General features: G+C 69.6%; 26 protein-coding genes. 7 read left to right on the top strand and 19 right to left on the bottom strand.

Features of this window, described 5'->3' with window-relative positions; genetic code table 11:
* The first annotated feature begins 11 nt into the window (after nt 1–11).
* Nucleotides 12–692: a class I SAM-dependent methyltransferase gene (locus AB0M24_RS04770; RefSeq protein ID WP_363761085.1), complete on the top strand. Its 681-nt coding sequence runs from the start codon at nt 12–14 to the stop codon at nt 690–692.
* Here AB0M24_RS04770 and lnt read toward each other — a convergent pair.
* From lnt to AB0M24_RS04795, 5 genes are all read right to left on the bottom strand, one after another.
* Nucleotides 607–2,085, bottom strand: a complete 1,479-nt coding sequence (gene lnt / locus AB0M24_RS04775) for an apolipoprotein N-acyltransferase (protein ID WP_363761087.1) — start codon at nt 2,083–2,085, stop codon at nt 607–609. The two genes, AB0M24_RS04770 and lnt, sit on opposite strands and share 86 nt — an antisense overlap.
* Complete coding sequence (mptB, locus tag AB0M24_RS04780) at nt 2,069–3,463, bottom strand: polyprenol phosphomannose-dependent alpha 1,6 mannosyltransferase MptB (RefSeq protein ID WP_363761089.1); 1,395 nt, start codon at nt 3,461–3,463, stop codon at nt 2,069–2,071. Before mptB ends, lnt begins: the two co-directional genes overlap by 17 nt.
* Before the next feature lie 97 nt (nt 3,464–3,560).
* Nucleotides 3,561–5,177 (bottom strand): sigma-70 family RNA polymerase sigma factor, encoded by a 1,617-nt coding sequence (locus AB0M24_RS04785; protein ID WP_363761091.1) that lies wholly within the window; start codon nt 5,175–5,177, stop codon nt 3,561–3,563.
* Between the two features lie 98 nt (nt 5,178–5,275).
* Nucleotides 5,276–6,034 carry an SDR family oxidoreductase gene (locus tag AB0M24_RS04790; protein WP_363761093.1) on the bottom strand — a complete coding sequence of 253 codons (759 nt, stop codon included), beginning with the start codon at nt 6,032–6,034 and terminating at the stop codon, nt 5,276–5,278.
* A gap of 46 nt (nt 6,035–6,080) precedes the next feature.
* Nucleotides 6,081–6,662 carry a TetR/AcrR family transcriptional regulator gene (locus tag AB0M24_RS04795; protein WP_363761095.1) on the bottom strand — a complete coding sequence of 194 codons (582 nt, stop codon included), beginning with the start codon at nt 6,660–6,662 and terminating at the stop codon, nt 6,081–6,083.
* A gap of 53 nt (nt 6,663–6,715) precedes the next feature.
* Here AB0M24_RS04795 and AB0M24_RS04800 point away from each other — a divergent pair, with 53 nt between their 5' ends.
* Nucleotides 6,716–7,738, top strand: a complete 1,023-nt coding sequence (locus AB0M24_RS04800; protein WP_363761097.1) for an alpha/beta hydrolase-fold protein — start codon at nt 6,716–6,718, stop codon at nt 7,736–7,738.
* Entirely contained in the window at nt 7,735–8,211 is a 477-nt protein-coding gene (locus AB0M24_RS04805) for a GNAT family N-acetyltransferase (RefSeq protein ID WP_363761099.1), read from the top strand. Before AB0M24_RS04800 ends, AB0M24_RS04805 begins: the two co-directional genes overlap by 4 nt.
* Before the next feature lie 180 nt (nt 8,212–8,391).
* Here AB0M24_RS04805 and AB0M24_RS04810 read toward each other — a convergent pair whose 3' ends face one another.
* Nucleotides 8,392–9,231 carry a helix-turn-helix transcriptional regulator gene (locus tag AB0M24_RS04810; protein ID WP_363761101.1) on the bottom strand — a complete coding sequence of 280 codons (840 nt, stop codon included), beginning with the start codon at nt 9,229–9,231 and terminating at the stop codon, nt 8,392–8,394.
* Between the two features lie 100 nt (nt 9,232–9,331).
* On the opposite strand from AB0M24_RS04810, the gene AB0M24_RS04815 reads away from it, so the two are divergent.
* Complete coding sequence (locus tag AB0M24_RS04815) at nt 9,332–10,090, top strand: SDR family NAD(P)-dependent oxidoreductase (RefSeq protein ID WP_363761103.1); 759 nt, start codon at nt 9,332–9,334, stop codon at nt 10,088–10,090.
* Here the strand turns inward: AB0M24_RS04815 and AB0M24_RS04820 are convergent.
* The 4 genes from AB0M24_RS04820 to AB0M24_RS04835 are packed head-to-tail and all read right to left on the bottom strand — an operon-like array spanning nt 10,087 to nt 12,374.
* Nucleotides 10,087–10,653 carry a hypothetical protein gene (locus AB0M24_RS04820; RefSeq protein WP_363761105.1) on the bottom strand — a complete coding sequence of 189 codons (567 nt, stop codon included), beginning with the start codon at nt 10,651–10,653 and terminating at the stop codon, nt 10,087–10,089. The two genes, AB0M24_RS04815 and AB0M24_RS04820, sit on opposite strands and share 4 nt — an antisense overlap.
* 32 nt (nt 10,654–10,685) lie before the next feature.
* Nucleotides 10,686–11,588, bottom strand: coding sequence for an NmrA family NAD(P)-binding protein (locus AB0M24_RS04825; protein WP_363761107.1), 903 nt, complete (start codon nt 11,586–11,588; stop codon nt 10,686–10,688).
* Between the two features lies 1 nt (nt 11,589).
* Nucleotides 11,590–12,078, bottom strand: coding sequence for a PaaI family thioesterase (locus tag AB0M24_RS04830; protein ID WP_363761109.1), 489 nt, complete (start codon nt 12,076–12,078; stop codon nt 11,590–11,592).
* On the bottom strand, nt 12,075–12,374 hold the full coding sequence (locus AB0M24_RS04835) for a putative quinol monooxygenase (protein ID WP_363761111.1): 300 nt from the start codon (nt 12,372–12,374) through the stop codon (nt 12,075–12,077). The genes AB0M24_RS04830 and AB0M24_RS04835 overlap by 4 nt, the downstream gene beginning before the upstream one ends.
* A gap of 86 nt (nt 12,375–12,460) precedes the next feature.
* Here AB0M24_RS04835 and AB0M24_RS04840 point away from each other — a divergent pair, with 86 nt between their 5' ends.
* Genes AB0M24_RS04840 through AB0M24_RS04850 form a run of 3 tightly spaced genes read left to right on the top strand, consistent with a single transcriptional unit; the run spans nt 12,461 to nt 13,984 of the window.
* Nucleotides 12,461–12,967, top strand: coding sequence for a helix-turn-helix domain-containing protein (locus AB0M24_RS04840; RefSeq protein WP_363761113.1), 507 nt, complete (start codon nt 12,461–12,463; stop codon nt 12,965–12,967).
* On the top strand, nt 12,964–13,623 hold the full coding sequence (locus AB0M24_RS04845) for a GNAT family N-acetyltransferase (RefSeq protein WP_363761115.1): 660 nt from the start codon (nt 12,964–12,966) through the stop codon (nt 13,621–13,623). Before AB0M24_RS04840 ends, AB0M24_RS04845 begins: the two co-directional genes overlap by 4 nt.
* 4 nt (nt 13,624–13,627) lie before the next feature.
* A complete protein-coding gene (locus AB0M24_RS04850; protein ID WP_363761117.1) occupies nt 13,628–13,984 on the top strand; it encodes a hypothetical protein in 357 nt (118 codons plus the stop codon).
* Here AB0M24_RS04850 and AB0M24_RS04855 read toward each other — a convergent pair.
* The 9 genes from AB0M24_RS04855 to AB0M24_RS04895 form a co-directional block, all read right to left on the bottom strand.
* Entirely contained in the window at nt 13,981–14,853 is an 873-nt protein-coding gene (locus AB0M24_RS04855) for an alpha/beta hydrolase (RefSeq protein ID WP_363761119.1), read from the bottom strand. The two genes, AB0M24_RS04850 and AB0M24_RS04855, sit on opposite strands and share 4 nt — an antisense overlap.
* Nucleotides 14,846–15,895, bottom strand: a complete 1,050-nt coding sequence (locus AB0M24_RS04860; RefSeq protein ID WP_363761121.1) for a tartrate dehydrogenase — start codon at nt 15,893–15,895, stop codon at nt 14,846–14,848. The genes AB0M24_RS04855 and AB0M24_RS04860 overlap by 8 nt, the downstream gene beginning before the upstream one ends.
* 81 nt (nt 15,896–15,976) lie before the next feature.
* On the bottom strand, nt 15,977–16,858 hold the full coding sequence (locus AB0M24_RS04865; protein WP_363761123.1) for a LysR family transcriptional regulator: 882 nt from the start codon (nt 16,856–16,858) through the stop codon (nt 15,977–15,979).
* A gap of 9 nt (nt 16,859–16,867) precedes the next feature.
* Nucleotides 16,868–18,595 carry an ABC transporter ATP-binding protein gene (locus AB0M24_RS04870; RefSeq protein WP_363761125.1) on the bottom strand — a complete coding sequence of 576 codons (1,728 nt, stop codon included), beginning with the start codon at nt 18,593–18,595 and terminating at the stop codon, nt 16,868–16,870.
* Entirely contained in the window at nt 18,588–20,243 is a 1,656-nt protein-coding gene (locus AB0M24_RS04875) for an ABC transporter ATP-binding protein (protein WP_363761127.1), read from the bottom strand. Before AB0M24_RS04875 ends, AB0M24_RS04870 begins: the two co-directional genes overlap by 8 nt.
* Nucleotides 20,240–21,769, bottom strand: coding sequence for an alpha/beta fold hydrolase (locus AB0M24_RS04880; protein ID WP_363761129.1), 1,530 nt, complete (start codon nt 21,767–21,769; stop codon nt 20,240–20,242). The genes AB0M24_RS04875 and AB0M24_RS04880 overlap by 4 nt, the downstream gene beginning before the upstream one ends.
* Nucleotides 21,766–23,316: a hypothetical protein gene (locus tag AB0M24_RS04885; RefSeq protein WP_363761130.1), complete on the bottom strand. Its 1,551-nt coding sequence runs from the start codon at nt 23,314–23,316 to the stop codon at nt 21,766–21,768. Before AB0M24_RS04885 ends, AB0M24_RS04880 begins: the two co-directional genes overlap by 4 nt.
* Complete coding sequence (locus AB0M24_RS04890) at nt 23,313–24,029, bottom strand: GNAT family N-acetyltransferase (protein WP_363761132.1); 717 nt, start codon at nt 24,027–24,029, stop codon at nt 23,313–23,315. Before AB0M24_RS04890 ends, AB0M24_RS04885 begins: the two co-directional genes overlap by 4 nt.
* Nucleotides 24,026–26,521, bottom strand: coding sequence for a lanthionine synthetase LanC family protein (locus tag AB0M24_RS04895; protein ID WP_363761134.1), 2,496 nt, complete (start codon nt 26,519–26,521; stop codon nt 24,026–24,028). The genes AB0M24_RS04890 and AB0M24_RS04895 overlap by 4 nt, the downstream gene beginning before the upstream one ends.
* Between the last annotated feature and the right edge of the window lie 88 nt (nt 26,522–26,609).

Here is a 26,609-nt window from a genome sequence, read left to right on the forward strand (position 1 = left end):
GCACTGGCGGGATGGCGGCTTACGACGAGATCGCGGACTGGTACGAGGAGCGGTTCCTGGCAACGCAGCGGGACGATCCGCTCGGGATCGACCTCGCGCTGCGGGAACTGCTCGGCGAGGGCAGCGGCGTGTGCCTGGAGATCGGCTGCGGGACCGGGGTGCACGCCGCGCTGGTGCGGGAGCTGGGGTGGACCCCCGTCGGTGTCGATCTGTCCGCCGGGATGCTGCGGCACGCCCGCGGCCGGTTGCCGGTCGCGCGGGCGGATGCGGGGCGGCTTCCCCTGCGGGACAACAGTGTCCCGGCGGTCGTGTCGGTGATGGTCCACACCGACATGCCCGGCTACCCGGCCGTGCTGCACGAGGTGGCCAGAGTGCTGGAACCTGGCGGCGTGTTCGTGCACGTCGGGGTGCATCCGTGTTTCTGCGGCGGGTTCGCCGACCGCACGGACCCCGCCGCCGTCGTGATCAGGCCCGGCTACCTCGACGGGTACTGGACGAAGGAGTCGTGGACCGACCAGGGGCTGCGGGACAAGGTCGGCGCCTCGCACTGGCCGTTGCCCGATCTGCTGAACGCGGTGATCAGCGCCGGTCTCGCGCCGGAGCGGTTCAGCGAGGGAGGGACTCCGGTTCCGGTCGTGCTCGCCGTCGCAGCCAGATCGCGCACAGGCACGCACCGAACGCGCCCGCGGTGAGCAGCACGTGGATCGCGCCGCCGAACCTCGTCGCGAACGTGATGTCCGTCCGCAACGGCACGGAGTCCGTCATCAGCGCGTCGGTGTACATGCCGGTGGACTGCACGACGCTGCCGTCCGGGCGGACCACGGCACTCACGCCGCTGATCGCCGCGACGACGACCGCGCGGCCGTGTTCGATGGCGCGCAGGCGGGCCATGGCGAGCTGCTGGTAGGTCATCTCGCCGCGGCCGTACCAGGCGTTGTTCGTCGGCACGACCAGGACCTGGGCGCCCGCGGCGGTGCTCTCGCGCAGCACGTAGTCGTAGGCGACCTCGTAGCAGATGCCGAGGCCGACGCGGGTCCCGGCGATGTCGATGTCGCCCGGTTCGGTGCCGGCGTTCATGTCCGGGGTGTCCGCGAACGGGGTGAACAGGCGGGCCAGCGGGCGCAGCGGGATGTGCTCGGCGAACGGGACGAGCTCCTGCTTCGCGTACGACTGGCCTGGGCCGGTGCCGGGCTGCCAGGCGATGACGGCGTTCTCGCCGTTGCGCAGGGCGCTGACCAGCACCGGCACGCCCAGCGAGTCGACCGCGCGATCGATCACGGGGTCGTGGTCCTGAGTGCGGGTCGCGCTTTCCGGCCACACCACCAGGTCGGGCTTGGGCACGGAGCCGCCGTCGATCAACGCCTTCAGCTCGGCGGTTTTGCGCAGGTGGTTGGCGCGCAACGTGTCCGCGGCGTCGAGCAGGCCCAGGCCGATGTTCGGCGCGTTGCCCTGGACGACCGCGATGGTGCGCTGGCCGTTCTGGGCTTCGAGGCTGATCAGCGGGCCGACGGCGAGCGCGGCGGCGAACGGCAGCACCGCCCAGGCGGCCTTCACGCGCGGGAGCCAGTGGGCCAGGCCGAAGCCGGTGAACACCACGGCGAAGCTCACCAGCGGGGCGCCGCCGACCACCGCGAGCTGCCCGAACGGACCGTCGGGCTGGCCGAACGCGACGCGGCCCCACGGGAAGCCGTTGAACGGGATCAGGCCGCGCGCGGTCTCCTGCAGCACGAACAGCATCGCCGCCCACACCGGAGCAGCGGGCAGCCGCGACACCAGAGGCATCAACGCGCAGGCGCCGCAGACGAACAACGCCATGATCGCGGAGAGGACGAGCCACGGCCACGGGCCGAAGTCGTTGCCCAGGAAGTGCTCGATCCACAGCAGGTGCGGCAGGAAGAACGCCATCCCGAACACGAAACCCAGACCCGCGGCCCGGCGTGCACGCACATCGCGCATCGTCAGCCACAGCACCAGGAACGCCGGAACCGCGAGCCACCAGAGCGTGCGGGGCGGGAAGCTCAACGCCAGCGCGCCACCGGCCAGAGCGGCCGCGCCGTAGCGGACGAGCTCAGTTCTGGACAGCAACGGGCACCCGGCGCAGCAAGAAGAAGGCGCCACCAACAGCAGCGATGCCGAGAACGTAAGCCGTGATCAGTTCGGGCACGCGGCCCGCGAAGTTGCCCGCGAGCGGCGGCACCAGCAGCGCGAACACCCCGGCGACCCACGCCACGCGGGTGCGCCAGGCACCCTCCGGCAGGCAGGCGGCCAGCGGCAGCACCGCCCACAGCAGATACCAGGGCTGGATCACCGGCCCCAGCACCACGATCACGCTCATCATCAACCCCAGCCCCGTCACCTCGGAGATCCCGCCCCGCAGCTGGCGCCGCAGCACCACCGCGATCCCGCACAGGATCAGCACGAGCCCCGCGATTCGTGCCGAGGAAATCATCGCCTGCCCGCTTTCCGGGCCGAACACCGCACCCGCCAGATAGCCCGGCCAGTTCGTCGGCGCCATCCACGAGTTGACCTTGGACGGCGTGCCGAGCGCCTGCACCCAGCCGAAACCGGACCCGCTGGCCGACGTCACCACCGACACGACGACGGTGGCCACGACCATGCCCGAGCCCGCGACGACGAACCGGAGCCAACCGCCGCCCAGCCGCCGGGCCAACGCGGTCCCGACCACCGCGAGCGCCACCAGCGCGGGCAGTTTGACCTGCGCACCGAGTCCGATGAGCACCACACCGGCCGTGAACTGCCACCACCGCAACTCCGGCAATGCGTGCAACGCGACGACGGTGCCGGACAGCATGAGGCCGAGCATCAACGCGTCGTTGTGCACGCCGCCGATGAGGTGCCACAGCACCAACGGGTTCAGCACGCCCAGCCACAACGCCTTCCGGCCGGACGTCCCGGCGAGCGCGGCCAGCCGAGGCACGGCCCACACCACGAGCAGCAGGCCGAGCACCGCGACCAGCCGGTACAGCACGATCCCCACGACCGGATCCCCGCCGGTGACCTGGGCGATCGTCCGTTCGACCGTCGTGAACAGCGGCCCGTACGGCGACGGCGTCTCCCGCCAGTACACGCCGACCCGCGCCACGGCCTCCGCGCTCGCACCGACCGCCGGGCTCACGACGTTGGGATCGAGCCCGCGTGCCGCTACCTCCCCCTGGGCGAGGTAGCTGAACACGTCCGCGCTGAACAACGGTGGTGCGAGCACCAGCGGCGCGCACCACCAGGCCAGCGTCCGCCGCAACCACTGCGCGTCCGGGCTGACGCGACCGAGCAGACCCCACGACAGGACCACGAGTCCGGCGCCCGCGATGGCCGCCGCGAGCGCCAACGGCACCGCTCTCGTCGCCCACGCCCCCGCCGTGAGCAGCGCCGCGCCACCGAAACCCGTCCAGCGCAGCAGTTCGGACGTTCCGGTGGCGGGCTCGCGGTAGGTCAGCGTCTGCACGGAAGAGACAGTGCTTTCCGGACAGATCGTCACGCGTCCGACTGAGGTCGCGTCCGGGCGTACGACTACAGGATGAACTTTTCTAGACCAGAGTCGGTCAACCCGCGAAGTCGTGCGTCATCCACACAGTTCCCTTGGCGTCCCGGATCACGACGATGCCGACGCGGGTGAAGGATTTGCTGAGGATGTTCTTGCGGTGACCGTCGTTCGGCGGCTTCTCGTCGATCATGCCCTGGGTCAGGTTGAGCGCCATCTTGGAGATCGGGTCGACGGCGTCCTTCACCGGACCGCCCATGCCGACGTTCTCGCCGACGGAGCTCCACTTCACGCCCGCGTCCGAGGCGCGCTCCCCCAGCCCGCTCTCCCCCGCGCACTGGTGCGACAGCCCGCAGCCGTTGCTCATCATCGCCCTGGTGTGCCGCTCGGCCGCGGTGACCAGCGTCGGGTCGACCTTCAGCGCGGGCAGGCCGTTCGCGGCCCTGGTCTCGTTGATCAGCGCGAGGACGCGTTCTTCAGGTGTGGCCACGCGAACGGGCTCCGGGCTCGGGGTGGTTGTCGTGGTCGTCGTAGTGGTGGTGGTCGTCGTGGTCGTGGTCGGCGCGCTGGAAGAAGACGTCGAGGTGTCCGCGACCGACGTGGTGACCGCGGTGGGAGGAGGCGTGTTCGGGATCGCCACGGCCGCGGGCGGATCGTGCGGGAACAGCACCATCGTGCCCACGACACCGACCAGCGCACACACGGCCGCCGCGCCCGCGACCGCGAGAACCGGCTTGCCCGAGGCGAATCCGGCGATCCGCGCGAACGGGCCGGAGGCGTCGGCGAGGTGGGCGGCGTGCTCCACATCGGGTCCGAAGTCGCCGAAGTCGGTCGTGTGTGGCCCGGTGTCGCCGAGATCGGTGGCATGGGCGACGAGGGCCGGGTCGTGGAGGTTCTCCAGCAGTCGCGGAAGGTAGGCGGCGGGCACCGTGAGCAGCGCGGCGCCGGTCAGGATGCGCTCGACCGGCATCGCGTCGTCCACCCCGCGCCGGCACCTGCCGCACTCGTCGACGTGCCGCAGAAGCCGCTTGCGCCACAACGGACTGGGCTGGCCGGACCAGCCCTGTGCCGCCTGCGCGAGCGCCGGGCACCGCGGCTCGGCCGACAACGCCCTGACCAGGTGCCGGACCGTCTCCAGGCGGCCCTTCAACCTGCTGAGTCGCACGGTGACAGCGTGCGCGCCGAGGTCGAGCGCGTCGGTCACCTCGGCGCGGGTCAGCTGGCCGACGCGTTCGAGCGTCCACAACGCCAGCAGCTCGCGGTCCGCCGGGTCGAGCCAGCGCGCGGCCTCGTCGACCTCCCTGCGCTGCTGGGCGAAGTGCAGGCGGGACAACGCGACCTCGACGAACTCGGCGCCCGGATCCGCGCGGTCGTACTCCTCCAGCGGCGCGGGAGCGAGGTCCCGGCGGCGGTAGTGCTCGCGGATCTGGTTGATCGTCACCGCGACCAGCCACGACCGGAACCGCTCCGGCTCCCGCAGCGAGTCGATGCCCCGGATGACGCGAAACATCGTGTCCTGCACGACGTCGTCGACGTCGGCCTCGTCGGACAGGGCTCTCCCGGCGATGTTGTAGACCAGGGGTAGAGAGGCCGCGACGACCGCGTCGAGCGCCGCACGATCACCGGCGCGCGCGGCGATCACCTGCTCCGCGTCTAACTGGCCCAGCCACTCCGTCACGTCCAACACCCTCACTGTCGCAGACGATTTCCGTACGCCATGGGAGACCGGGCAGTCTCACCTCAGGTCACAGAAATCGGACCGGGAAGTGAGCCAGGTCACACCGCGATCACGGCCACTCCGGTGCGGCCGCCGTCGACGTCGATCACGGTGCCGTGCACGAACTCCGCGTCGTCGCTCGCCAGGTACACAGCGGCGTTGGCGATGGCGTCTGGATGCCCTGACCTGCCCGCCGGGGTGCCCTGCATCATCACCTCGCCGGGGTGGTCGCCCACGTGATCGGGCGAGACGATGACGCCGGGCGAGATCGCGTTGACCCTGATGCCCTGCGGTCCGAACTCCGCCGCCCACGCGCGGGTCAGCGTCTCCATCGCGCCCTTGGTGGAGCTGTACAGGGAGCTGACCCCGATGCCGAGCCGCGCGATCCACGAGCCGAGGTTGATGATCACGCCACCTTTGCCGATCATCTGCGGGACGACTGCCTGGGTGAGGAAGAACGGGGCCTTCACGTTGACGCCGTAGACGCGGTCGAAGGTGTCTTCTTCTGTCGTCGCGGTGGTCGACGGCGGGTAGATGCCGGCGTTGTTCACGAGGATGTCGATGCGGCCCACCAGTTTCGTCGCCTCTTCCGCGAGTGCGTGGCTGGCGGCGGCGGTGCCGTCGAGGTCGGCGCGGGCGAAGTCGGCCTGGCCTCCTTGTTCGCGGATCTGGTCGACGACCGCTGTGCCGCGAGTGTCGTCGCGCCCGGAGACGACGACGTGCGCGCCCTCTGCCGCGAACGCGAGGGCGATCGCCTTGCCGATGTTGCTGGTGGAGCCGGTGATGAGGGCGGTCCTGCCCTTGAGCCGTTGTGCCATGCCTTCGAAGTTAGGCATGCAATTTTGGACCGGCAAGTCCAGAAGTTCAGCTGCGGAGATGGTCGATGAGGGTGTCCAGCGAGGCTTCCAGGTGCGCGATGCTCCCCGTCGACCTGAGCACCTGGACGCCGCCCTGGATGCCGGCGATGAACGCCGCGGCGACCCGGTCGGCGTTCACGTCCGGCCTGACGAGCCCGGTGTCCTGCATCTCCTCGATGCCTTCTTTGACGTGGAACTGCCAGCGGTTGAGCAGCGAGGTGACGACCTCCGCCGCTCCCGGCGTGCTGCCGACCTGGCTCATCAACGCGCCGAGCGGGCAGTTCCGGCCCTGGGCGTGGTAGCGGGCGATCACGGCGTCACGCCAGCGCTCCCAGGCCGACCAGGTCGTCAGCGCGCCGAGGTGCGGCTGCTGGTCGTCGAGCACCCGGCCGGCCTCGTAGCGCGCGACGGCGAGGAACAGCTCCTCTTTGCCGTCCGGGAAGTAGTGGAAGATCTGCCCCTTGCTGGTGCCCGTGATCGCGCGGATGTCGTCCAGGGTCACGCCCGCCGGGTCGTCGCTGCGCAGGTACGCGGCCGCGCCCTCGATGATGCGCTGCCTGGTCGCGCGCCCCTTCGCCGTCAGTGCCACCTGCTCAGTCTAGGTTTTCTGGACCGCCCGGTCCACTGTGGTTGACTGGGATCATGCTCCCCTGGGAAGGCTCGTTGGCAGGAAGGCTCGACAAGCACACGGTCGAGTCGTCGTTGTTGCGCGACAACGTGCTCGGAGATCCGTTCGAGCGCCCGTTGTGGGTGTACGTGCCGCCGGGCTACTCGTCGGGCGATGAGCGCTATCCGGCCGTGTACGTCATTCAGGGGTACACGGGCCACCTGTCCATGTGGGCCAACCGGACGCCGTTCCGCCAGCCGTTCGTCGAGACGGCCGACGCGGTGTTCGCCGCGGGCGCGCCGGGGTGCATCGTCGTGTACGTCGACGCGTGGACGACGTACGGCGGCTCGCAGTTCGTCGACTCCCCCGGTACCGGCCGCTACCACTCGTACCTGTGCGACGAGATCGTGCCGTGGGTCGACGCGCACTACCGCACGATCCCCTCACGCGACTCGCGGGCGATCTCGGGCAAGTCGTCGGGCGGGTTCGGCGCGATGATCACGCCGATGCTGCGCCCGGACCTGTTCGGCGCGCTGGCGACGCACGCGGGCGACTCGTTCTACGAGCTCTGCTACGTCCCGGACTTCGGCAAAGCCGTGCGTGCTCTTCGTTCCTACGACCACGACATCCGGACGTGGTGGGCGGACTTCCAATCGCGCCCCGCCTTCACCCGGCCGGAGGACATGGACCTGATCGGCACTCTCGGTGTCGCGGCGTGCTTCTCTGCGTTGGAGGACGGCACGCCGGAGCTGCCGTTCGACCCCGTGACCGGTGTGCTGCGGCCGGACGTGTGGCAGCGCTGGCTCGACTGGGATCCGGTGCGGATGGTCCCGAGGTATGCCGAGGCAGTCCGGTCGTTGCGCGCGGTGTGGATCGACGCGGGCCGCAGCGACGAGTACTTCCTCGACCTCGGCGCCGAGGCCTACCGCGCGGAGCTGGCGCGCGCCGGCGTGCCGGACGAGCGCGTGCACTTCGAGCTTTTCGACGCAGGTCACGGCGGCATCGACTACCGTTACCCGCTCTCACTGGGGTGGTTGGCGGAAAGGCTGGCGCGATGATCAGCGATGTGACGCTGCGACCGATCGAGGACGGCGACCTCGACACGATCTTCGAGTTCTCGCGTGATCCGGAGTCGGTGTGGATGGCCGCGTTCACCGCGAAGGACCCGGACGACCGCGAGGCGTTCGACGCCCACTGGAGCAAGATCCGGGCACGCGAGGACGTCACCAACCGCGTGGTCGTCGGCGACGGCCGCGTCGTCGGCACCGTCGCGTGCTTCGTGATGGAGGGCGACACCGAGATCACGTACTGGATCGACCGCGCCGTGTGGGGCCAGGGAGTGGCAGGCCGCGCGGTGGCGTTGATCCTCGAGGAGGTCACCGTCCGGCCGTTGTACGGCCGCGCGGCGAGTGACAACGCGGGCTCGATCCGGGTGCTGACCAAGGCGGGCTTCGAGAAGGTGGGCACGGACGTCGGCTACGCGCCGGCCAGGAAGGAGGAGATCGAGGAGACGATCCTGCGCCTGAACTGACGGGCTTGCCGGCGGGGCGGCACGGCTCACCGGCCGGGCGGCACCGCGAACAGTTCCAGCAGATCGCACCCGACGGCAACGACGCTGCGCCTCCACTGACGAGGCTCCCGCCTGCGGGAGGCCAGTGTGCGGCGCTCAGTCGGCGAACTCGCCTCGCCACCCGAGGTCGCAACCTGCAACTCAACCCACGAACTTCTCCGTGCCCAGCACGCCGAGCAGCTGCAGCTTGTCGAACGCCTCGGTGCGCGGCGGCGCCGTGAGCACGAGCAGTGCCTGCGACTGGTCCTCGGTGAACAGCGCCTGGCAGTCGACCTCGATCTCGCCGAGCTGCGGGTGGACGAGCACCTTGTGGTCCTCGAAGCGTTTGGCGACCTCGTGGCGGTCCCAGATCTCGGCGAACTCGGCGCTTTCCCGTTGCAGCACGCGAACGAGCTCGCCGGCGCGCGACTTCGGGCCCATCGCGGCGTAGGCGGCGCGCAGGTTCGCGACCTGGGCGCGGCTCTGCCGGTCGCGGTCGTGCTCGGGGTAGATCAGGCGTTCGTCCTGATTGACGAACCACCGGTAGATCCCGCTCCGAGCCAGACCGGTGAACTGGGACGAGTCGCCGTACAGCGCCTCGGCGAACCGGTTCTGCACGAGGACCTCGCCGAGGTTGCTCAAAATGAGCGCGGGCGTGTCGGTGATCCTGTCGAGGACCCGTTGCAGCGCGGGTGCCACGTGGGTGACGGTGACCTGCGGCGACGGGGCGTTCCGACCGGCGACCAAGAAGAGGTAGTCGCGCTCGGAGCCCGTCAGCCGCAGTGCGCGGGCCAGCGAGGCCAGCATCTGCTCACTCGGCTGCGGGCCGCGTTGCTGTTCGAGGCGGGTGTAGTAGTCGGTGGACATCATCGCGAGCGATGCCACCTCTTCGCGCCGAAGTCCGTGAGCGCGCCTGCGTGCGCCGACCGGCAGGCCGACGTCTTCCGGCCTCAGTTCTTCCCGGCGGCGGCGCAGGAAGGCCGCGAGCTCCGCACGATCCATAAGTCCAGTATGGAGGCCATCAGGCGACTAACCAGGGATCGCCGATCCCCCGATAAGCGCTCTCTGCCGCCGCCCTACCGCGCTGCTCGAAGCTCGGTGCATGGACATCACCGGAAACACCATCTTCATCCCCGGCGCCACCAGCGGCATCGGCCTGGCGCTCGCCCACGCGCTCAAGGACCGCGGCAACACGGTGATCGTCGGCGGCCGGCGCACCGAGCTGCTCGAGAAGCTCGCGGCCGACGGTCTGGAGACCGTCCGAATCGACACCGCGGACGCCGACAGCGTTCAGGCCGCGGCCAAGGACGTGATCGCGCGCTTCCCGTCGGTCAACGTGCTGATCGCCATGGCGGGCATCATGCGGGTCGAGGACTGGCATCAGCCGTCCACGTTCCTGGAGTCCGCCGAGGGCATCATCAACACCAACGTCCTGGGCCCGATCCGGTTGATCGCGGGGTTCGTCGAGCACTTCCAGACGCTGCCGGACGCCACGATCATGACGGTCTCGTCCGGTCTGGCTTTCGCGCCGCTGAAGGTGACGCCGAGCTACAACGCCTCGAAGGCCGCGATCCACATGCTCAGCGAGTCGCTGCGCCTGCAGCTCGCCGACACCAGCGTGAAGATCGTGGAGCTGGAGCCGCCGTCGGTGCAGACGGACCTCCTGCCGGGCCACGCGGAGAACGAGCACGCCAGGCCGCTCGCCGAGTACATCGCCGACATCGTGAACATCATCGAGACGCAGCCCGACGTGCGCGAGATCCAGGACGAGCGGGTGAAGTTCCTGCGCTACGCGGAGGCTCGCGGCGACTACGACAAGGTCGTCGCCATCCTCAACGCCACCGACCCGCACGGGGACTAGTGCCGCCGCAGCTCCGCGATGGTGGCGTCGAGCTCCTCGCGGTGCTGCAGCAGCCGTTCCAGGGCTTGAGCGGTGTCCGCCTCGACCTCGTCCGCGATGTCGGCGGGCACCTCCGGCGCTTCCCAGCGCGGGACCTTGCCCATGCGGTTGTTGATGAAGTCGTGCAACGAGTCCATGCTGTCGTTGAGCCGCTCCACCCACGACCGGCGCCGCAGAGCCTCCTCGTCCGGGTCCTTCTCGTTCCAGGACGCATCCCGCATCGTGCGGGTCAGCGCTTCATCCGTGGCGCGGAAGTTCAGCAACAGCAACGTGATCGCCTCCCGCACGGACTCCACGTCCACAGGTTCGGCGGTCCGGCGGGACCAGGTCCGTTGCCCGCCGCGCCGCTTGTAGTGCTGCTGCATGGCCTGCTTGGAGCGTTCGCCGTACTCCGCGCCGAGCTGTTCCCACGTCCAGCCGCTGTCGATGACGGCCTCGATCAGGACTCGTTCCGCCTGCTCCACGGACTCCCGCGCCCACGGCATCATCCGCAGCGCGAAGAACGCCTCGTTCGGTTCTCCCACGCTCGTCAACGTATCCGTTGACGCCGTATCCGTCAACCGATGCGTTGACGAAGGTGCTCGCGGAACGTCAGCGGCGGGCGGCCGATGAGTCGTTGGAGCGCCTCGGTGTCGGAGGCCATGGTCGACCCGTGCTCGGCCACTCGTTGAGCGACCGCGGTGATGTGACCGGCCATGACCGGGTTCACCACCTGGTCCGTTGTGGACAGTTCGACCAGCTCTCGCCGCCACTCCTCCGGTGTCACGGGTTCGTAGCGGACCGGCTTGCCCAGTTCCTCGGTGAGGATGGCCGCGATCTCGTCGTGGCTCAGCGCCTCCGCCCCGCTCGGGTAGCAGATCGAGGAGTCGAACCGCTCGGGGTGCAGGAGCGCGGCCACGGCGAGCTCAGCGGCGTCCCTGCCGTTGATCCACGAGACCGGGCCGCGGCCGAAGCAGTTGCGGATCACTCCGTCCTCGATGGACTTCCCGTGCAGCGTCTCGATGTTCTCGTGGAACGCCGCCGCGACGCGCAGCAGCAACACGTCGAGGCCTGCCCACTGCAGGATCTCCTCGGCGAGCCACTGGTCCCGCCCGCGTTCGCTGGGATGCTTCGGGTGCGCAGGCCCCATGGACATCACGACGGTCCGCGGCGAGACACCGGCTTCCCGCACCGCGGCAGCGAAGTTCGCCGCCGCCGACACCACGCCGGCGTCGATCGGGTACGTGAAGTAGGCCAGGCCGACGCCGTCCAGCGCGGGCACGGTGCTGCGCCGGTCCTGCAGGTCACCGATGACGATCTCGGCGCCCAGCGCTTCGAGCGCGGCGGTGCGGTCGCTGCGGGAACGGGCGAGCACGCGCACGTCGCGGCCTTGCTCGGTCAGCCGCGCCACGAGATGGGCACCGGTTCCGCCGTGCCTGCCCGTGGCTCCGGTGACGAGGATCGGTTTCGTACCAGGCACTCTAGAGTCCTCCGTGGATCAGGCAGTTGCTCGTGGCGGTGGCCAGCAGGCGGCCGTCGCCGTCCTGCAGCTTCGCTTCGGCGAGCGCGGTGCGCCGGCCGAGGTGGGTGATCGTGCCGGTGCACGTGACGGTGCCGGTTTCGGTCCTCATCGGACGGAGGAACCGCACGGCCAGGTCGAGGCTCACATATCCGGTTCCTGCCGGGAGCACCGAGTGGACCGCGCAGCCCGCCGCCGAGTCGAGCAGGGTCGCGTAGACGCCGCCGTGCACCGAGCCGAGAGGGTTGTAGTGGAACTCGGCCGGGTCGAGCTCGAACACGACGAATCCCTTCTCCGCGGCCACGATCCGCGCGCCGATCAGCGCCATCACGGGCGGTGGCGGCACTTCGCCGGCCACGAGGGCCCGAAGGAACTCCAGGCCCTCGCTCTCCCGTCCCGCCGCGGCGATCTCCGCCGGATCGCTCCAGGTCACCGTGCGAGTCCGGCTCATGCCTGCTCGCTCACGAGGTTGCCCTTCATCAGCCACGTCGGCCCCTCGGCGTACGCGGTGGCCTCGGCGAAGAACGCGCCGAAGTGCGGACCGGTGGCGTGGGCGTTGAAGGCGTCCAGGTCGCGGTAGACCTCGTTGAGGTAGTAGAGATCGGGGTTCTCCTCGTCCGCGATGACCTCGAACCGCAGCGAGCCGGGCTCGTTCGCGAGCGAGTCCTGGGCGGTCTTGCGGGCGACGCGGACGAAGTCGTCGCGGTGCTCCGGCCGGACGGTGAACGAGACGACGAACTGGTACATGCGGACCTCCCGAGTGGACAGTTCATTCACTGAACTAGCCGAACCGTAGCACGCGTCAGTTCAGTGAATGAACTACGATGAGATCCATGGCACTGCCCAGCACCTACGCCGACCGCAACTGCTCGCTCGCCCGGGCACTCGAGGTCGTGGGCGAGCGGTGGACGTTGCTGATCGTGCGCGACGCCTTCTTCGGGGTCCGCAAGTTCGGCGACTTCGCCACCCAGCTCGGCCTCCCGCGCGCCGTCCTGACCAACCGCCTCAAGCTCCTCGTACGCGAAGAAGTGTTGGAGCACAACGACAACGGCGACTACCAGCTCACCGCCAAGGGCCTCGAGCTGTGGCCGATCCTGCGCGCGATGATGGCGTGGGGCGACACGCACTACTCCCCTGCCGGCGACAAGCGGACGTTCCGCCACGACGCCGACGGCGGCCTGCTCGACCGCGACAACCGGTGCGGCGAGTGCGGCGGCGTCGTTCCCGTGGCGGACATCCGGATCGAGCCGGGGCCGGGGTACGTCGCCGGCGACACCACGCCCGATCCGGTGTCCGCTCGGCTCAACCAGCCGCGCCGACTGCTGGCACCGCTGTGGTGAGCCTCGACAACGCGGTCCACGCGGCGTTGACCGGGCCGCACGCGCACCTCGCCGAACGCCAGGGCAACGCCCTGCGCTACCAGCCGGACGTCTCGCCGTTCACGGCACTGCCGGACGACCCGTCCGAAGCGGACTGGAAGGACCTCGCCGCGCTGAGTCCGAGGACCGCGCTCAACCGTCCCGGGATCGAGCCGCCGGACGGCTGGCTGGTCGAGACGCGCATGCAGGTGCGGCAGTACGTGGGTGACGGGATCGCCGCCGCACCCGACGCCGAGGCGGTCCGGCTGACCGCCGAGGACGTGCCGGAGATGCTGGAGCTGACCGACCTCACCAAGCCGGGCCCGTTCCTGCCTCGCACCATCGAGATGGGCACCTACCTGGGTGTCCGCCAGGGCGGGCGGCTGGTCGCGATGGCCGGGGAACGGCTGCGCCTGCCCGGCTGGACCGAGATCAGCGCGGTCTGCACCCACCCGGACGCGCAGGGCCAGGGGCTGGGCACGCGGCTGCTGCTGGCCGTCGCGCACGGCATCCAGCAGCGCGGCGAGTCGCCGTTCCTGCACGTGCTCGCGTCCAACACCAACGCCGTCCGGCTCTACGAGAACCTCGGGTTCCGGCTGCGACGCGACACGGAGGTGCTCGTGCTGTCGGCATACTGATCTCATGCCACAGATCACCGTCGAGTACTCCGCCGAGCTGAGCGAGGCGTTCGACCGCCGCGCGTTCGCCCTCGCGCTGCACCAGACGCTCTCGCCGCTGGTCAGCTCGGACGTGGCCGCGTTCAAGACGCGGTTCAAGCAGATCGAGGAGTCCGTGATCGGCGACGGCTCGCCCGCCGCGATGATCCACGTGCGGGTCGGGCTGCTGTCCGGACGGCCGGTCGAGCTGAAGCAGGAGGTGGGCCGGGTGAGCATCGGGCTCGTGCGGGAGCACCTCAAGCCGGTCGAGGGGCTGCCGACGCAGCTCACGCTCGAGGTGCACGACATGGACCGCGAGCAGTACCAGAAGATCGTGGTCTAGAAGAACTCGCTCAGCGCGGCCGCTACCTCGTCCGGACGTTCCTCGGGCAGGTAGTGGTCGCAGTCGAACGCCTGACCGCGCACGTCCTTCGCGTAGCCCCGCCAGACGTCGAGCACGTCGTAGTGGCGGCCGACGAAGCTGTGTTCTCCCCACAGCGCGAGGACCGGCGCTTCGATCTGTGCAGGCACGCTGTCGTGCTCCAGGTCGATGCTCGCCGCGGCGCGGTAGTCCGAGCAGGACGCGGCGATCGACGCCTCGTCGAAGCAGCGGACGTACTCCTCGACGGCGGCCGGGTCGAACGCCGTGCCGCCGTGGTGGCGGGCCCGCATGCGGGACGTGATCCAGAACCGCGGGTCGGCGCCGATCAGGTGTTCCGGGATGCCGTTGCCCGCGGCGAGGAAGAACCAGTGGTAGTAGCCGAGCCCGAAGTCCTTGTCGGCGTGGTCGAACGTGTGCTTGGTCGGCACGATGTCCAGCACTGCCAACGCACTCACGGCTTCGGGTGCGTCGAGCGCCAGCCGGTGACCCACCCTGCCGCCGCGGTCGTGGCCCGCCACCGCGAACCGGTCGAAGCCGAGTTCGTTCATCACGAGCAGCTGGTCGCGGGCCATCGCCCGCTTCGAGTACTCGTGATCACCTGCCGTGGGGCGGGGTTTGGCGCTGTCGCCGTAGCCGCGCAGGTCGGTGACGACGACGGTGTGGTTCTCGGCGAGCTTCGGGGCGACGTGGTGCCAGATCACGTGGGTCTGCGGGTAGCCGTGCAGGAGCAGGACCGGTGGCCCGTCGCCGGCCGTCGCGCAGTTGATGTCGATGCCGTCCGCGTCGATCGTGCGGTAGGTGAAAGGCAGCGGCCCGCGTCGGTCAGACATGGTCGAGCACTGCCTGCGCGAACGTGTCCGTCGTGGCCGTGCCGCCGAGGTCCGGCGTGCGGATCGGGGTCTTCGCCAGCACGTCCGCGATCGCACGTTCGACCTCGGCGGCGGCCTCCGCGTGGCCGAGATGGTCGAGCATCAGCGCGGCGGTCCAGATGGCGCCGAGCGGGTTCGCGATGCCCTGGCCCGCGATGTCCGGTGCGGAGCCGTGCACGGGTTCGAACATCGACGGGAAGTCGTGTTCCGGGTTGATGTTCGCCGACGGGGCGATGCCGATGCTGCCCGCGACGGCGGCGGTGAGGTCGCTGAGGATGTCGCCGAAGAGGTTGGAGCCGACGATGACGTCGAACCGCGCCGGGTCGAGGACCACCTTGGCGCACAAGGCGTCGATGTGCTCGGCGCGCCACTCGACGTCCGGAAAGGACAGTGCGGTTTCGGTGACGACCTCGTCCCAGAACGGCATGGTGTGCACGATGCCGTTGGACTTCGTGGCCGAGGTGACGTGCCCGCGCCGCTGTCCCGCGAGGCGGAAGGCGTACTCGGCGATGCGGGACACCCCGGCACGGGTGAAGACCGATTCCTGCACGGCCATCTCTTCCGGGAAGCCGCGTCCGAACCTGCCGCCGACCTCGCTGTACTCGCCCTCGACGTTCTCCCGCACCACCACGAGGTCCATCGTCCCGGCGCCGCGGACCGGGCTCTCGACGCCCTCGAACACCTTGACCGGGCGCAGGTTCACGTACTGGCGGAAGCTCCGCCGGATCGGGATCAGCAGGCCCCACAACGAGACGTGGTCCGGCACGGAGGGATTGCCGACCGCGCCGAGCAGGATCGCGTCGTGGTTCCGGATCTGGTCGAGGCCGTCGGCCGGCATCATCGCGCCCTGCTCGGTGTAGCGGGCGCAGGACCAGTCGAACTCGTCGTAGGCGAAGGTGATGCCGTGACGCGTGCCGACGGTGTCGAGCACGCGGCAGGCGGCGGGCGTGACCTCCTGGCCGATGCCGTCTCCCGGGATGAGCGCGATGCGGTGAGTGACCATGGTTCCGATGACACCACCGCGACCGGGCCAGCGTCCAAGACAGGTGTTCACGCAGGGTTAGAGGCTGAGGCTATATGGAACCTACGGAGCGAGGCCGGCGGCGACGTCCAAGAACGCGGTGGCCGCCGGAGTCTGCTCCCCCAACCCTGCTACCAGCGCCAGGTGCAGATACCTGGCCGGTTCGAGGTCCAGCACGAGCGCACCCGCCTGCCTGGCGAGCGGCGCCCACGACTCGGCGAGCACCGCCACGCCGACACCGCCCAGCACGAGCGGCAGGATCGCCTCGCGGTGCTCGGTCTCGACGACCTCGGTCAGGTCGACGCCGCCCGCGCGGATCTCGTCGACCACGCGCCGCATGCCGGTGCCGTGCTGGCCGACGATCATCCGCTGCCCGTTCAGGTCCTCGTGGTGCACCGTCGTATTGGGCGCGAACGGTCCGTCGGCTGGGGAGACCAGCACGAACCGTTGTTTCCCCATCGGGCGCACCATCACACGCGAGTCGGCGAGTGGCTCGCTGGCGCCCAGCAGGCCGAGCTCTGTTCGTCCACTTCGGACTTCCTCGACGACGTCCTCCGCGGTGAACGCCGAACGGACCGAGATCGACAGACCCGGATGCTTCTCGGTGACCGCCTTGATCATGCGCGCGAGCGGCTCGACGGACTGCGAGGGCATGGCCGCGATCTCGACCCGACCTTTCTGCAGGCCCGCTACCTCGTCGACGCTCGCCCGCGCGGTGGCGAGGACGCGCACGACCTGCCTCGCCGGGGCGATCAACGCCTCCCCCGCGTCGGTGAGCACGAGTTTGCGGCCCACGCGGCGGAACAGGTCGAGGCCGAGGTCGCGTTCGAGCGCGCGAATCGCCTGGGACAACGACGGTTGCGCCACGTACAGGGCTGCGGCGGCCTTGTTCACGCTGCCGTGGTCCACGACGGCGAGGAAGTAGCGCAGCTGCCGGATGTCCATTCCGGCAAGTTAATCGGCAAACGCGTCCGCCTGCGACCGGTAGAGCCGCGCGTACCGGCCGTTCTGGGCGAGGAGTGCCTCGTGTGAACCGTGTTCCGCTACTCCCCCGTCGGCGAGCACGACGATGAGGTCAGCTGACCTGACCGTGGAGAACCGGTGCGTGACGAGGATCGTGATCACAGCGTCCGACGCGTTGGCCATGGCGCGGAACAAGCCGTCCTCGGTGAACGCGTCCAGGCTCGCGGTCGGTTCGTCGAAGAACCGCACCAGCGGGGTTCTGGCCAGGCCGCGGGCGAGCGCGAGTCGTTGCCATTGGCCGGTGGAGAGGTCTGTGCCGCCCCACGACGTGCCGAGCTGGGCGTCCTGCGGGAGGACGTCGGCATTGGCCCTGGTGATGGCGTTGCGGACATGGGCGGTGTCGTCGAGGTTGGGCAGATCGCCGACGCCGACCGCGTGCTGGACGGTGAGCTCGAAGCGGGCGAAGTCCTGGAAGGCTGCCGCGAGTCGGTTGCGCCACTGGTCGAGGTCGAGCTCAGCGAGGTCGACGCCGTCCACCGTGATCCGGCCTTCGGTGGGCTCGTACATCCTGGTCAGAAGCTTGACGAGGGTGGTCTTGCCAGCGCCGTTCTCCCCCACGACAGCCAAGGTTCTTCCAGCCGGGATGGTCAGGTTCACGTTGCGCAGCACCCACCTCTCGGTGCCTGGGTAGCGGAACGAGAGGTTCTCCAGCCGGATGCCGTCCTTGATCTCCTCTGGTGCTTCGAGTCGGCCGGTCGGGGTCGCTGTGGCTGCGCGGTCGACGAGCCACAGGTAGCGGCTGACCGTCTGGAGGGTGCGGCCGAAGCCCGTGACGGCCTGGATCGGCCACAGGACAGCGGTCTGGACCTGCTGGCTGAGGTAGAGCGCGAGCACGACGTCGCCTGGTGCTGCCTTGTCCTCGATTGCTTGGTACAGCACGAAACCGACGGCGGTGATCACGCCCGTCACGTACAGGAGCTGCTGGGCGAGGGACGTGAGCGCGACCTTGCGTTCGGCGTCCTCGATCGGTTGGCGCTGTTGCCGCCACAGGGTGTCGATGCGGCGTTCGAGGTTGGTGGCCAGCCCGAACAGGCGGATTTCCACTGCCGCGTCCCGGTCCTGGGCGACCGCGCGGAGGTGGCGGGCGGTACGGCCGGGTAGCGCGGACTCGTCCTCCGCCTGTTTGCGCCAGCGCTGCTGGGTCTTGGTGATCAGCAGCGCGGGCAGGGCGAGCAGCACCAGCCCGAGCATCGCCGGGTGCGCCACCGCCAGCAGGATCAGCACGGTGAGGCCGGCGCAGATCGCCTTCACCGTGACGGCGAGGGCGCTCATCGAGTTGCCGAGCTGGCCCTGCCGTTGCCGCAGCAGCTCCAGCTGGTCCTGGTGCTCGGCGCGTTCGAAGTGGTCGAGGGTGGGAAGTTCGGCGTTGAGCCTGGCGATCTCGGTGTCGAAGGCGTGCGCGACCTTCTCCCCCAGCACCATGCGCCACTGGCTGGCCGAGAGGTCGAGCTGCCAGCCGAGTCCGGCGCCCAGCACCAACGCACCGATGCCGATGATCACCTGGCGCGGGTCGTTCTGGATCACGCCGTTGGTGAGCATGGCCAGCCACAGACCGGACATGAGCACGAGGGTGTTGCCGAGAGGTTCGGCGATCATGGCCGCGGTCAGGCGGCGGTCTGTTCTCCAAGCGGTCGCGACGAGGACGCGGATCTCACGCATGGCTCGCGAACCTTTCTGCCTGCAACGAGTACATCGCGGCGTAGCGACCGTTTTCCGCCATCAGCTCGACGTGCGTGCCGTCCTCGGCGATCCTGCCGCCGGCGATGACCACGATTCGGTCGGCGTGGCGGACGGACGCGAGCCGGTGCGACACGAGGATCGTCGTCATGTCCGCCGTCAGTTCGCTGAACTTGGCGAACAGTTCTTCCTCCGCGAGCACGTCGAGGTTGGCGCTGGGTTCGTCCATGATCAGCACCTCGGCGCCTTTCTCCACCGCGAGCAGCGCCCTGGCCAGCGCGACCTTCTGCCACTGACCGCCGGAGAGGTCGCGGCCGTTCGGATGGGCCGACGACAGCACCGTGTCCCAGCCGTGCGGGAGGTCGTCGAGCAGCCCTGAGCCGCCTGCTTTGTCGAGCGCCTTCGCGGTGTCGCCTTCTCCGAAACCGATGTTGTCCCGCAGCGAGAGCTCGAACCTGGTGAAGCGCTGGACGATCGCGCTGACCTCGCCCGGCATCGCGATCTCGCCCTGCTGGGGCTGGTAGATGCCGCAGAGGAGGTTGACCAGTGTGCTCTTGCCGGCGCCGTTCTCGCCGACGATCGCGAGCGACTGTCCTTTGGGGACGGTCAGGGTGAGGCCGTCGAGAACCTTCTTGCCGGGGTAGCTGAAATGGACGTTCTTCAGTTCGATGGCCTGGGCTCGGTTGAGGATCTTCGGGGTCGTGGCCAGGCGGTCTGCGAGGTTCCGGGCCAGGTCGGCGACCTTGCGGGCGCGGGCCAGCGGGATCTCCGCGCCGAAGACGTAGCCGAGCGCGCTGGTGGACAGCACGGCTTGGGCGTACACGACGATTTCCGCTGGTGTGGTCGTGGTTTGGGCGATCGTGGTGAGGACGATGAGGTGAGCTGTGAGCACCCCGGCCGTAGCGGCGAGGACCGTGCGCATTCCGAGCTTCCTGCCTGCCCAGACGACTTCCAGCGCTGCCCGGTAGGCGTCGCGGTAGAGCGGGACGAGCCAGCCAGCCAGCCCGAACACGCGGATCTCCTTGGCCGCCGGGCTGTCGACCGCCAGTCCGCGCAGGTAACGGGCGCGACGCATGGCCTGTTCGCCTTGCTGGGCGCCGAGGTTCATGCCGTGGTCGAGCCACTTGCGGACGCCCGCGCTGAGGCCGCGCCAGCCGAGGAACATGACCAACGGCGCCCACCACGCGAACGTCGCGAGCACCACCGCCGCGCCGATGCCCGTCGCGCGTTGGCGAAGAAGCTCTCGCAACGCTGTCGCGGTGCCCACAAATCCGTCGACTCGCTCGAACTCGGCCAGTGCGCCCAGTTCGCCGGTAGTTTTCGGTTCTACCAGGCGTTCTACGTCCGTGCGCAGAGTCGCTCTGGCCACGGTTTCGTGGATGGCCTTGGCGAACCTGCCGTCGAGAACGGCGGATTCGTGGTCCAGGACGGCAGAGAGCACGGTGCCGGTGAGCAGTGCTGCGCCGAACAGGGCGAGTCCTTGGAGAGCTTGGCTCGGGTTGCCCGGCAAGCCGGAGACCAGGACGCCGGACGCGGCGATCGCAGCGGCGGGTGCGAGACCTTGGAGTGCCGCAAGGACGCAGAACAGTGCGAACCGCCAGCGGGACGATCGCCAGAGGAGTGTGATCACGCCAGCACCTCTCTGAAGTGTTCCACCACGGCCGAACTCCACGTGTCCATGTCGGCGGGCTCGTGTCCGTTGCCAGGCTGTTCCAGGTACCGGTCGGCCCCTTGCCGTTCCACGAACCGCCGTGACTGCTCGACCGGCACCCGCTCGTCGCCCTTGCTGTGCCCGATCAGCAGGTGATGCGCGGTGAACGGCCGGTTGATCGGGCTGCGGGCCTCGAGTTCGCGCTGGTCGCCGGCGAGCCCGGCGAGTTCGGTGCGCAGCCATTGCCGGTGCAGTCCCGTGGCCGACTCCAGCAACTGCGGCAGGTCCGTGACCGGGGCCCACACCGCGACGGCGTCGACCAGTTCCGCTGCGGCGGCGAGGAGTGCCAGGTAGGCGCCGTAGCTCTGTCCGTACAGACAGACCGGGTGGTCGCGCCGCAGTTCGTGCAGGCGTTCGGTCACCGCGGCCACGTCGGCACCGCCCCAGTCGCCGACCACGACGTCCCGGAACTCGTCGCCGTAGCCGGAGCTGCCGGGGTAGTTCATGCCGATGACGGTCCAGCCGGCCTCGACCAGCGCGGCGATCATCGGTTCGTGGATCTGCCGGAGCTGGCTGCGCGGGCCGCCGTGCAGGTGCAGGACGGTACCGCCGTGGCCGCCGGTTTCCGGTTCGTAGAGCCATTCCGGGGAATGCGGTGAGTGCTGCCAGCGGACGGCGACCTGCTTGCGTCGCTGGCCGGGCAGTTCCTGCATCTGTCCACTGTGGATGTCCCAGCGGGCCAGCACGGGCGAGGCCGCCGGGGACTGGTGGCGGCCGAGGAGGTGGCGTTCGTCGGCGGTGAACGTCAGCTCGGTGGCGATGCCGTGGTCGGGGACGGGGGTGCCGACGACTTCGCCGTCGCGGTTGAGCACCTGGTAGCGGTAGCGGTGGTCGGTCCAGGACATCGTGAGGAGCAGGCCGGACGGGGAAACCGCGACGCCGGAGCTGCCTGGCGCGAACCAGCGCACGTCGTTGCTGTTCAGATCCAGAACGCCAGGTACTTCGCCTTCGGCCGTCAATGCAACCAGCGTCCCGTCACCGGTCGCCGACACGGCCTCGATCGCGGTGACCTGCTCGCTCGCGGTGTCGTCGTACCGCACCAGCACGACCTTGCGGTCCTTGGTGAGGACGATCGTGTTGTCGTTCCAGGCGGCTGCCGACGTCACGCCTTCGGTGGCGTCGAGAACCTGATAGGTGCCGGTCGACGGCCTGTGCACGCACAGCACCGGGCGGCCGTTGCGCACGACGGCGACGAGGGCTTCCTCTCCGTTGAAGCGGAGGGTGCGGCCGACCACCGGATGCGTCGAGGCCAGCATCCGGCGGCCGGTGTCCAGGAGGCCGAGCTCGCCCCTGCGGCGCAACGCGACCAGGTCCGGCGTCGCCCAGCCGACGAGGTGCCAGTCGCCGACCGGCAGCCAGTCGATCTCGGTCAGGGTGCCGACGCCGACCTCGCCTGGGCGCGTGACGGCCAGGCGGTCACCCTTGAGGGAGAACTCCGCGATCATGCGGCACCGGCCAGCAGGCCCTTCAACGCGCGCAGGTCGGCTTGGATCACCGCGTGTGCGTCGCGTTGCTCGACCAGTGCGGGTGGCTGTTCGCCGAGGTTGCCCAGGATGGTGTCGACGAGCTCCGGTGCGCCGCGGCGCATCCGGCTCACCGCCGCGAGGTACCAGCGGGCGGCTTCCGCCGTGACGCCGGCCGCGAGTCGCTTGTCCGCCAACCGGAAGCACACCGCGGACACGGCCTTCTCGCTCGCCTGGCCGGTGTCCGCGGCCTGGTCGAACAGGTCCAGCAGGCGGGTCGCGACGGCTTCCGCCTCGGCGTCCTCGTCGGCGTCGAGCAGCGCGCGGACGAGGTCGGATGCGACGTAGGTGGCGGTGGTGAGGTCTGCCGCGGCCGCCCACGCCTTGCGGTACAGATCGGTGGCCTCGGGGGTGCCGCGGCGGAGCTTGGCGAGGTTGGTGAGGAGCTGAACCTGTTGGTCGGCCGGGGTTTCTTGCAGGAGTTCCAGTGCGGTCCGCATGCTCGTCACCGCGCCGTCGAGGTCCCGATCCCGGTACAACGCGAGAGCGGCACCGTTGAACGACGCGGCTACCTGGGCTGTCGGCACGTCGAGATCGCGGGCGTGTTCGAAGCACCTAGCGGCCGAGGCGCGCACTGCCGGGTCCTGGTCCTTGGCGAGGAGCTGGCCGAGGCTGTAGGCGAGCAGGGCCCTGTTGCTCGGCTCGACGTCCCACTTCCCGGCTTGGGCGAGGACGAGATCGGCGAGCGTGCCGGAAACCCTGCGGCGGTCGGCGACCAGTGCGGCCAGGTAAGCGCTGGCGGTCTCCCTGTTCGGTGAGAGCCGGAACAGGTTGCCCGCGTACCTGGACAGCACGCGTCCCTGACCAGCGGCTTCCGCTGCGGCACCGGCGGTGAAGGCGTTCAGTGCTCGGACCGGGTCGGTTAGCAGGGCGGCCGTCGACAGCGGTGGCGCCTCGATCTCCGCCGCCAGTTCGGGCGAGAACGGCAGCGGGCGTCGGACCGGGGTGGCGTACGTGCGTCGACCGTCCCTTGTGGACGTAACGGTGCGGACGAGCTCGTCGTCCCAGCCGTGGTCTGCTTGCCAGCGGCGGAGTTCCGCTTCCAGCACCGATCCGCCGGCGAGTTTCAGCATCGCCAGGATCTCGTCGCCCTCGGTGGGGAGAGTGGCGCGGATGTGGCGCAGCACCGTGATCGACTGTGCTTCGCCGCGCACCAGTCGCATGCGGCACTCTTGGAGGAAGCGCACGTCGTCGTGGGTCGGGGCGTCGAACAGTTCGACGACCACAGCCCGTTTTCCGCCCTCCGCCAACCACTCGCGCACGGCCCGGACCTCGGCCCGGAACCGTGCCTCGCGTTCGTCGTGGCAGCGCAGGATCGCGGTGGTGAGATCTTGGGGTGTCTCAGGTCCGTGCAACCAGACGGGACGTCCGGCCGACAGGTAGTACCGGACGTGGCCGTACCGCGCGCGCAGGTCCGCGAGCACGCCGGGAATCCACGCGGACTCGACCGACAGCACCGTCACGCTCATGACGTCACCCGGCTCGCCTTGAGCGTCGCGCGGTCCTGCACGAAGCCGATCGACCGGTACAGCCTGCGGGCGGCGAAGTTGCCGGCCATGACGTTGAGGCGGCAGTCGACGTACCCGGCGTCCGCGAGCCCGAGCAGGCCGCGCACCAGCAACGTCCTGCCGAGCCCTGCTCCTCTTTTCGCTTCTTCGACCACGAGGTGCCCGATGAGCGGCACACCCCGGTCCTCGGTGACCGCGATCGCGCCTCTGGTTCGGCCGTCCGCGACGATCCGCAGGCTCGCTTCGGGGATCAGCGGCCCGTACTGGCCTCGGCCGATCTCCTCGAACACGCTCCGGTCCTGCGGCACGTCGTCGCTGTAGGGCTCCACCTGGTACCCGATGGGCAGCACGCGTTCGAACGAGGCGATCATCTCGGGGTCGAGCCGCAACCACATGGGCACGATCCGGCCGCAGTCGGTTCCTGCGACGTCCCACGTCTCGGGGTGGACGACGATGACGTCCGTGATCCCCTGTTGCCCCAGGTAGTTGAGCGCCCTGGCGAGATGTTCCGCGCTGTTCTGGCGTTGTGGCAGGCACTCCGTCACGTAGTGGATTCCCTGCGCCGGTCGCACCACGCACTCGAACACGGTCTCGCCTCGCCGGGTCGTCACGAGCCGACGGTTCAGGCCCCAGTCCACGACCATCTCGTGGACCAGGAGGTCGGTGAGGGTCACTTCTCCTCCAGTCGCAAGGTCAGCGGCGAACGGGCGACGTACCCCGCGAGCCTGAGCCGGAACGCGTGCACGCCCGTGTACCCGCGCATGTAGTCGGGCCGCGGCGCCCCGAGCCCTTCCGGCGCCCACTTGACGGCGAACCCCTGCCGGAACCGCAACGCGTCCAGCTTCCGTCCGATGTGGACAGCGCCGTCGTGGAACTCGGGCTCGTCGAGGTCGAGCAGGAAGTCGCCATCACCGGCCAGTCCGTGGCACCGGCACGTACTCCCGAACGGCCTCGCGGTCGTGATCGCCCTGCCGGCTTGCCGCGCGCCTTGCTTCAGTTCCTCGTCTCCGGTGTGGGTGGCGAGGGCGTTGAGCAGGATGCCGACGCCGGCCGCGCCGTTGCACCAGTGGGACCACACCGTGTCCTGGCCCGGCTTGTGCTGCCACGACAGGCCTTCGCCGGCGGGGATCGCTTGGCTGAGCAGGGCTTTGCCGGTGGCGATGGCCAGGTCGATGGCCACGGGGTCGTCGACCGCTCTGCCCGCGTGCAGCAGGAAGTACGCGATGCCCGCGCTGCCGTGGGCGAAGCCGTGGAAGTTGTTCGGCCAGGCGGGCAGGCCGTCCTGCGTCTGCACTCCGCTGAGGATCTTGGCGATGATCGCCCTGATCTCTTCGTCGCCTTCATTGGTGGCTTGGTGCAGTGCGATCTTGGTGAGACCGATGCCCGCCCAGCCGTGGGTGATGTCGTGGCCGTGGACCTCGATGGTGTTCATCTCGTCGCTTCGCCTGCGGGCCTCTTTGAGCCACAGCTCGGGTTCGTGGCCGGCTTGCGCGAGGTCGGTCATCAGCCACGGGAGCGCGCCGAGGCCGAAGTACAGACCTGGCGGGGTCTGGCCGGGAACGACCGGGTTGTTCTCGACGGTCCAGGTCAGGAGTTCGTCGGTGTGGTGCAGCCAGGCGCGGTCGCCGGTGGCTTCCCAGAGGTCGAGGTAGTAGCGGGCGATGCCGGTCGTGCCCGCCATGAAGCTCGCGGGGTGCATGGAGCCCGGTGCCCAGCGTTGGGGCCATGGCCAGGGGTGGCGGTCCCACTCGGTGAGCTTGACCAGTTCCTCGCCTGCTTCGACGGCCTCCTCGACGACGCGGTCGGCGCCAGATGGCATTGATGGTGTCGCAGTGCCCAGATTCCGCCAGATGTCATCGAGCACGGTCGGCTCGAGATCGATGGGCGCGAAAGCGCGCAACACCGCGGGCAGGTGGTCGGCGTACCGGACGTCCCTGCCCAGGAACGGGTCGATGCCCGTCAGCACGTAGTGGTCGATAGCCGCCAGCGCGTACTCCGTGGAAGCAGCCCAAGGCGCCGACGGCGGCACATAGCCGGGCGTGTGCGCGACGAAAGGCGGCTCGGGCGAGTCGACCAGCCCTGCGTGCTCCAGGTCGATCACGGCGAGCCGCGACCCGTCGACCATGATGTTGTTCGGCGTCAGGTCGAGCAACCGAACCCCGTACGACTCCACCGAGCCGACCAGCTGGTGAACACGGAACAGCAACTCCACCAGCCGAGTCGGGGACACGACTGACCGGTAGTTCAGGCGCTCCACCTCGGCACGCAGCGTCCGGCCGGGCAGGAACTCCTGCACCAGGTACGCGTTGTCCTCCTGGTGGAAGAACGCCAACGGCTCAGGCGCCAGACCGGTTCCGCTCAACGAACGCAACAGATCCCACTCGTTGCGCAGAGCGGTCCGCGAGTCGCGCCCGAGACGATCTGGCGTGGTCCCGATCCGGGCTTCCTTCAAAACAGCCGGCGCGCCCCGGTACCGAACCCGGAACACCCCGCCCTTCACCGACTGGCGCAACACACCGTCGACGACGATCTCGCGTCCGAACAGGCCGGTCCCGGGTCGTTCGAGGAACGGCCGCGGCGCGACCGGCACCAGGTCGTCCACCCAGTCGGGCGCGGCGACACCGGGAGCGCGCTTGTCCTCGACGCGACGGCCGGCCGGTGAGACCAGCACGTGCCGAAGGCTTTGCTCGACCGGATCGAAGACACTCGAGGCCGAGAAGGCGCCGTAGCGCAGGTAGACGTTGCTGTGAGGGCCGAACCGCCGGTCGGACGGCACGACGGGCGCGGAGAACTCGCGGGTCGCCGTGTCCAAAGAGGACGCGAGCTCCAGGACGGAGGAGTCCGGGTAGATGGTGATGAACTTGCCGGACTGCGTCAGCGGCGACGGCGGCGAGCTCAGGTCCATCAGCTTTTCCAGCGAGCGCGCGACCTTCCAGCGCAGGCCCAGGGGCAGGACGATCGCGGCGACGCGGCGCAGGACCTCGGGAGCATCCGAGACGGAGGCGCTCACGTGGATCTTCCAGCCCTGCCGGAGCAGAGGCAGAGAGGACACCGGGTCGAAGTGCCACCAGTAGGGCTCGCCGCGCACGGTGTAGGTGTCGGCGCTGGAGCTCGCCAGGTCTCCCACCCCGCGCCGGATCGGGTCGGCGGCCACGCGTCGTCGCATGAGAATCACCTGCCTGAGAAGGGACTTGCGGTGGGCCGCGCGACGGCGGCCCACCGCATCACCGGGGATCCGGTCAGTTCTGGCTCTG

Origin of the sequence: Lentzea sp. NPDC051838 (assembly GCF_040681245.1) — a bacterium.
In the GTDB taxonomy this organism is placed as follows: domain Bacteria; phylum Actinomycetota; class Actinomycetes; order Mycobacteriales; family Pseudonocardiaceae; genus Lentzea.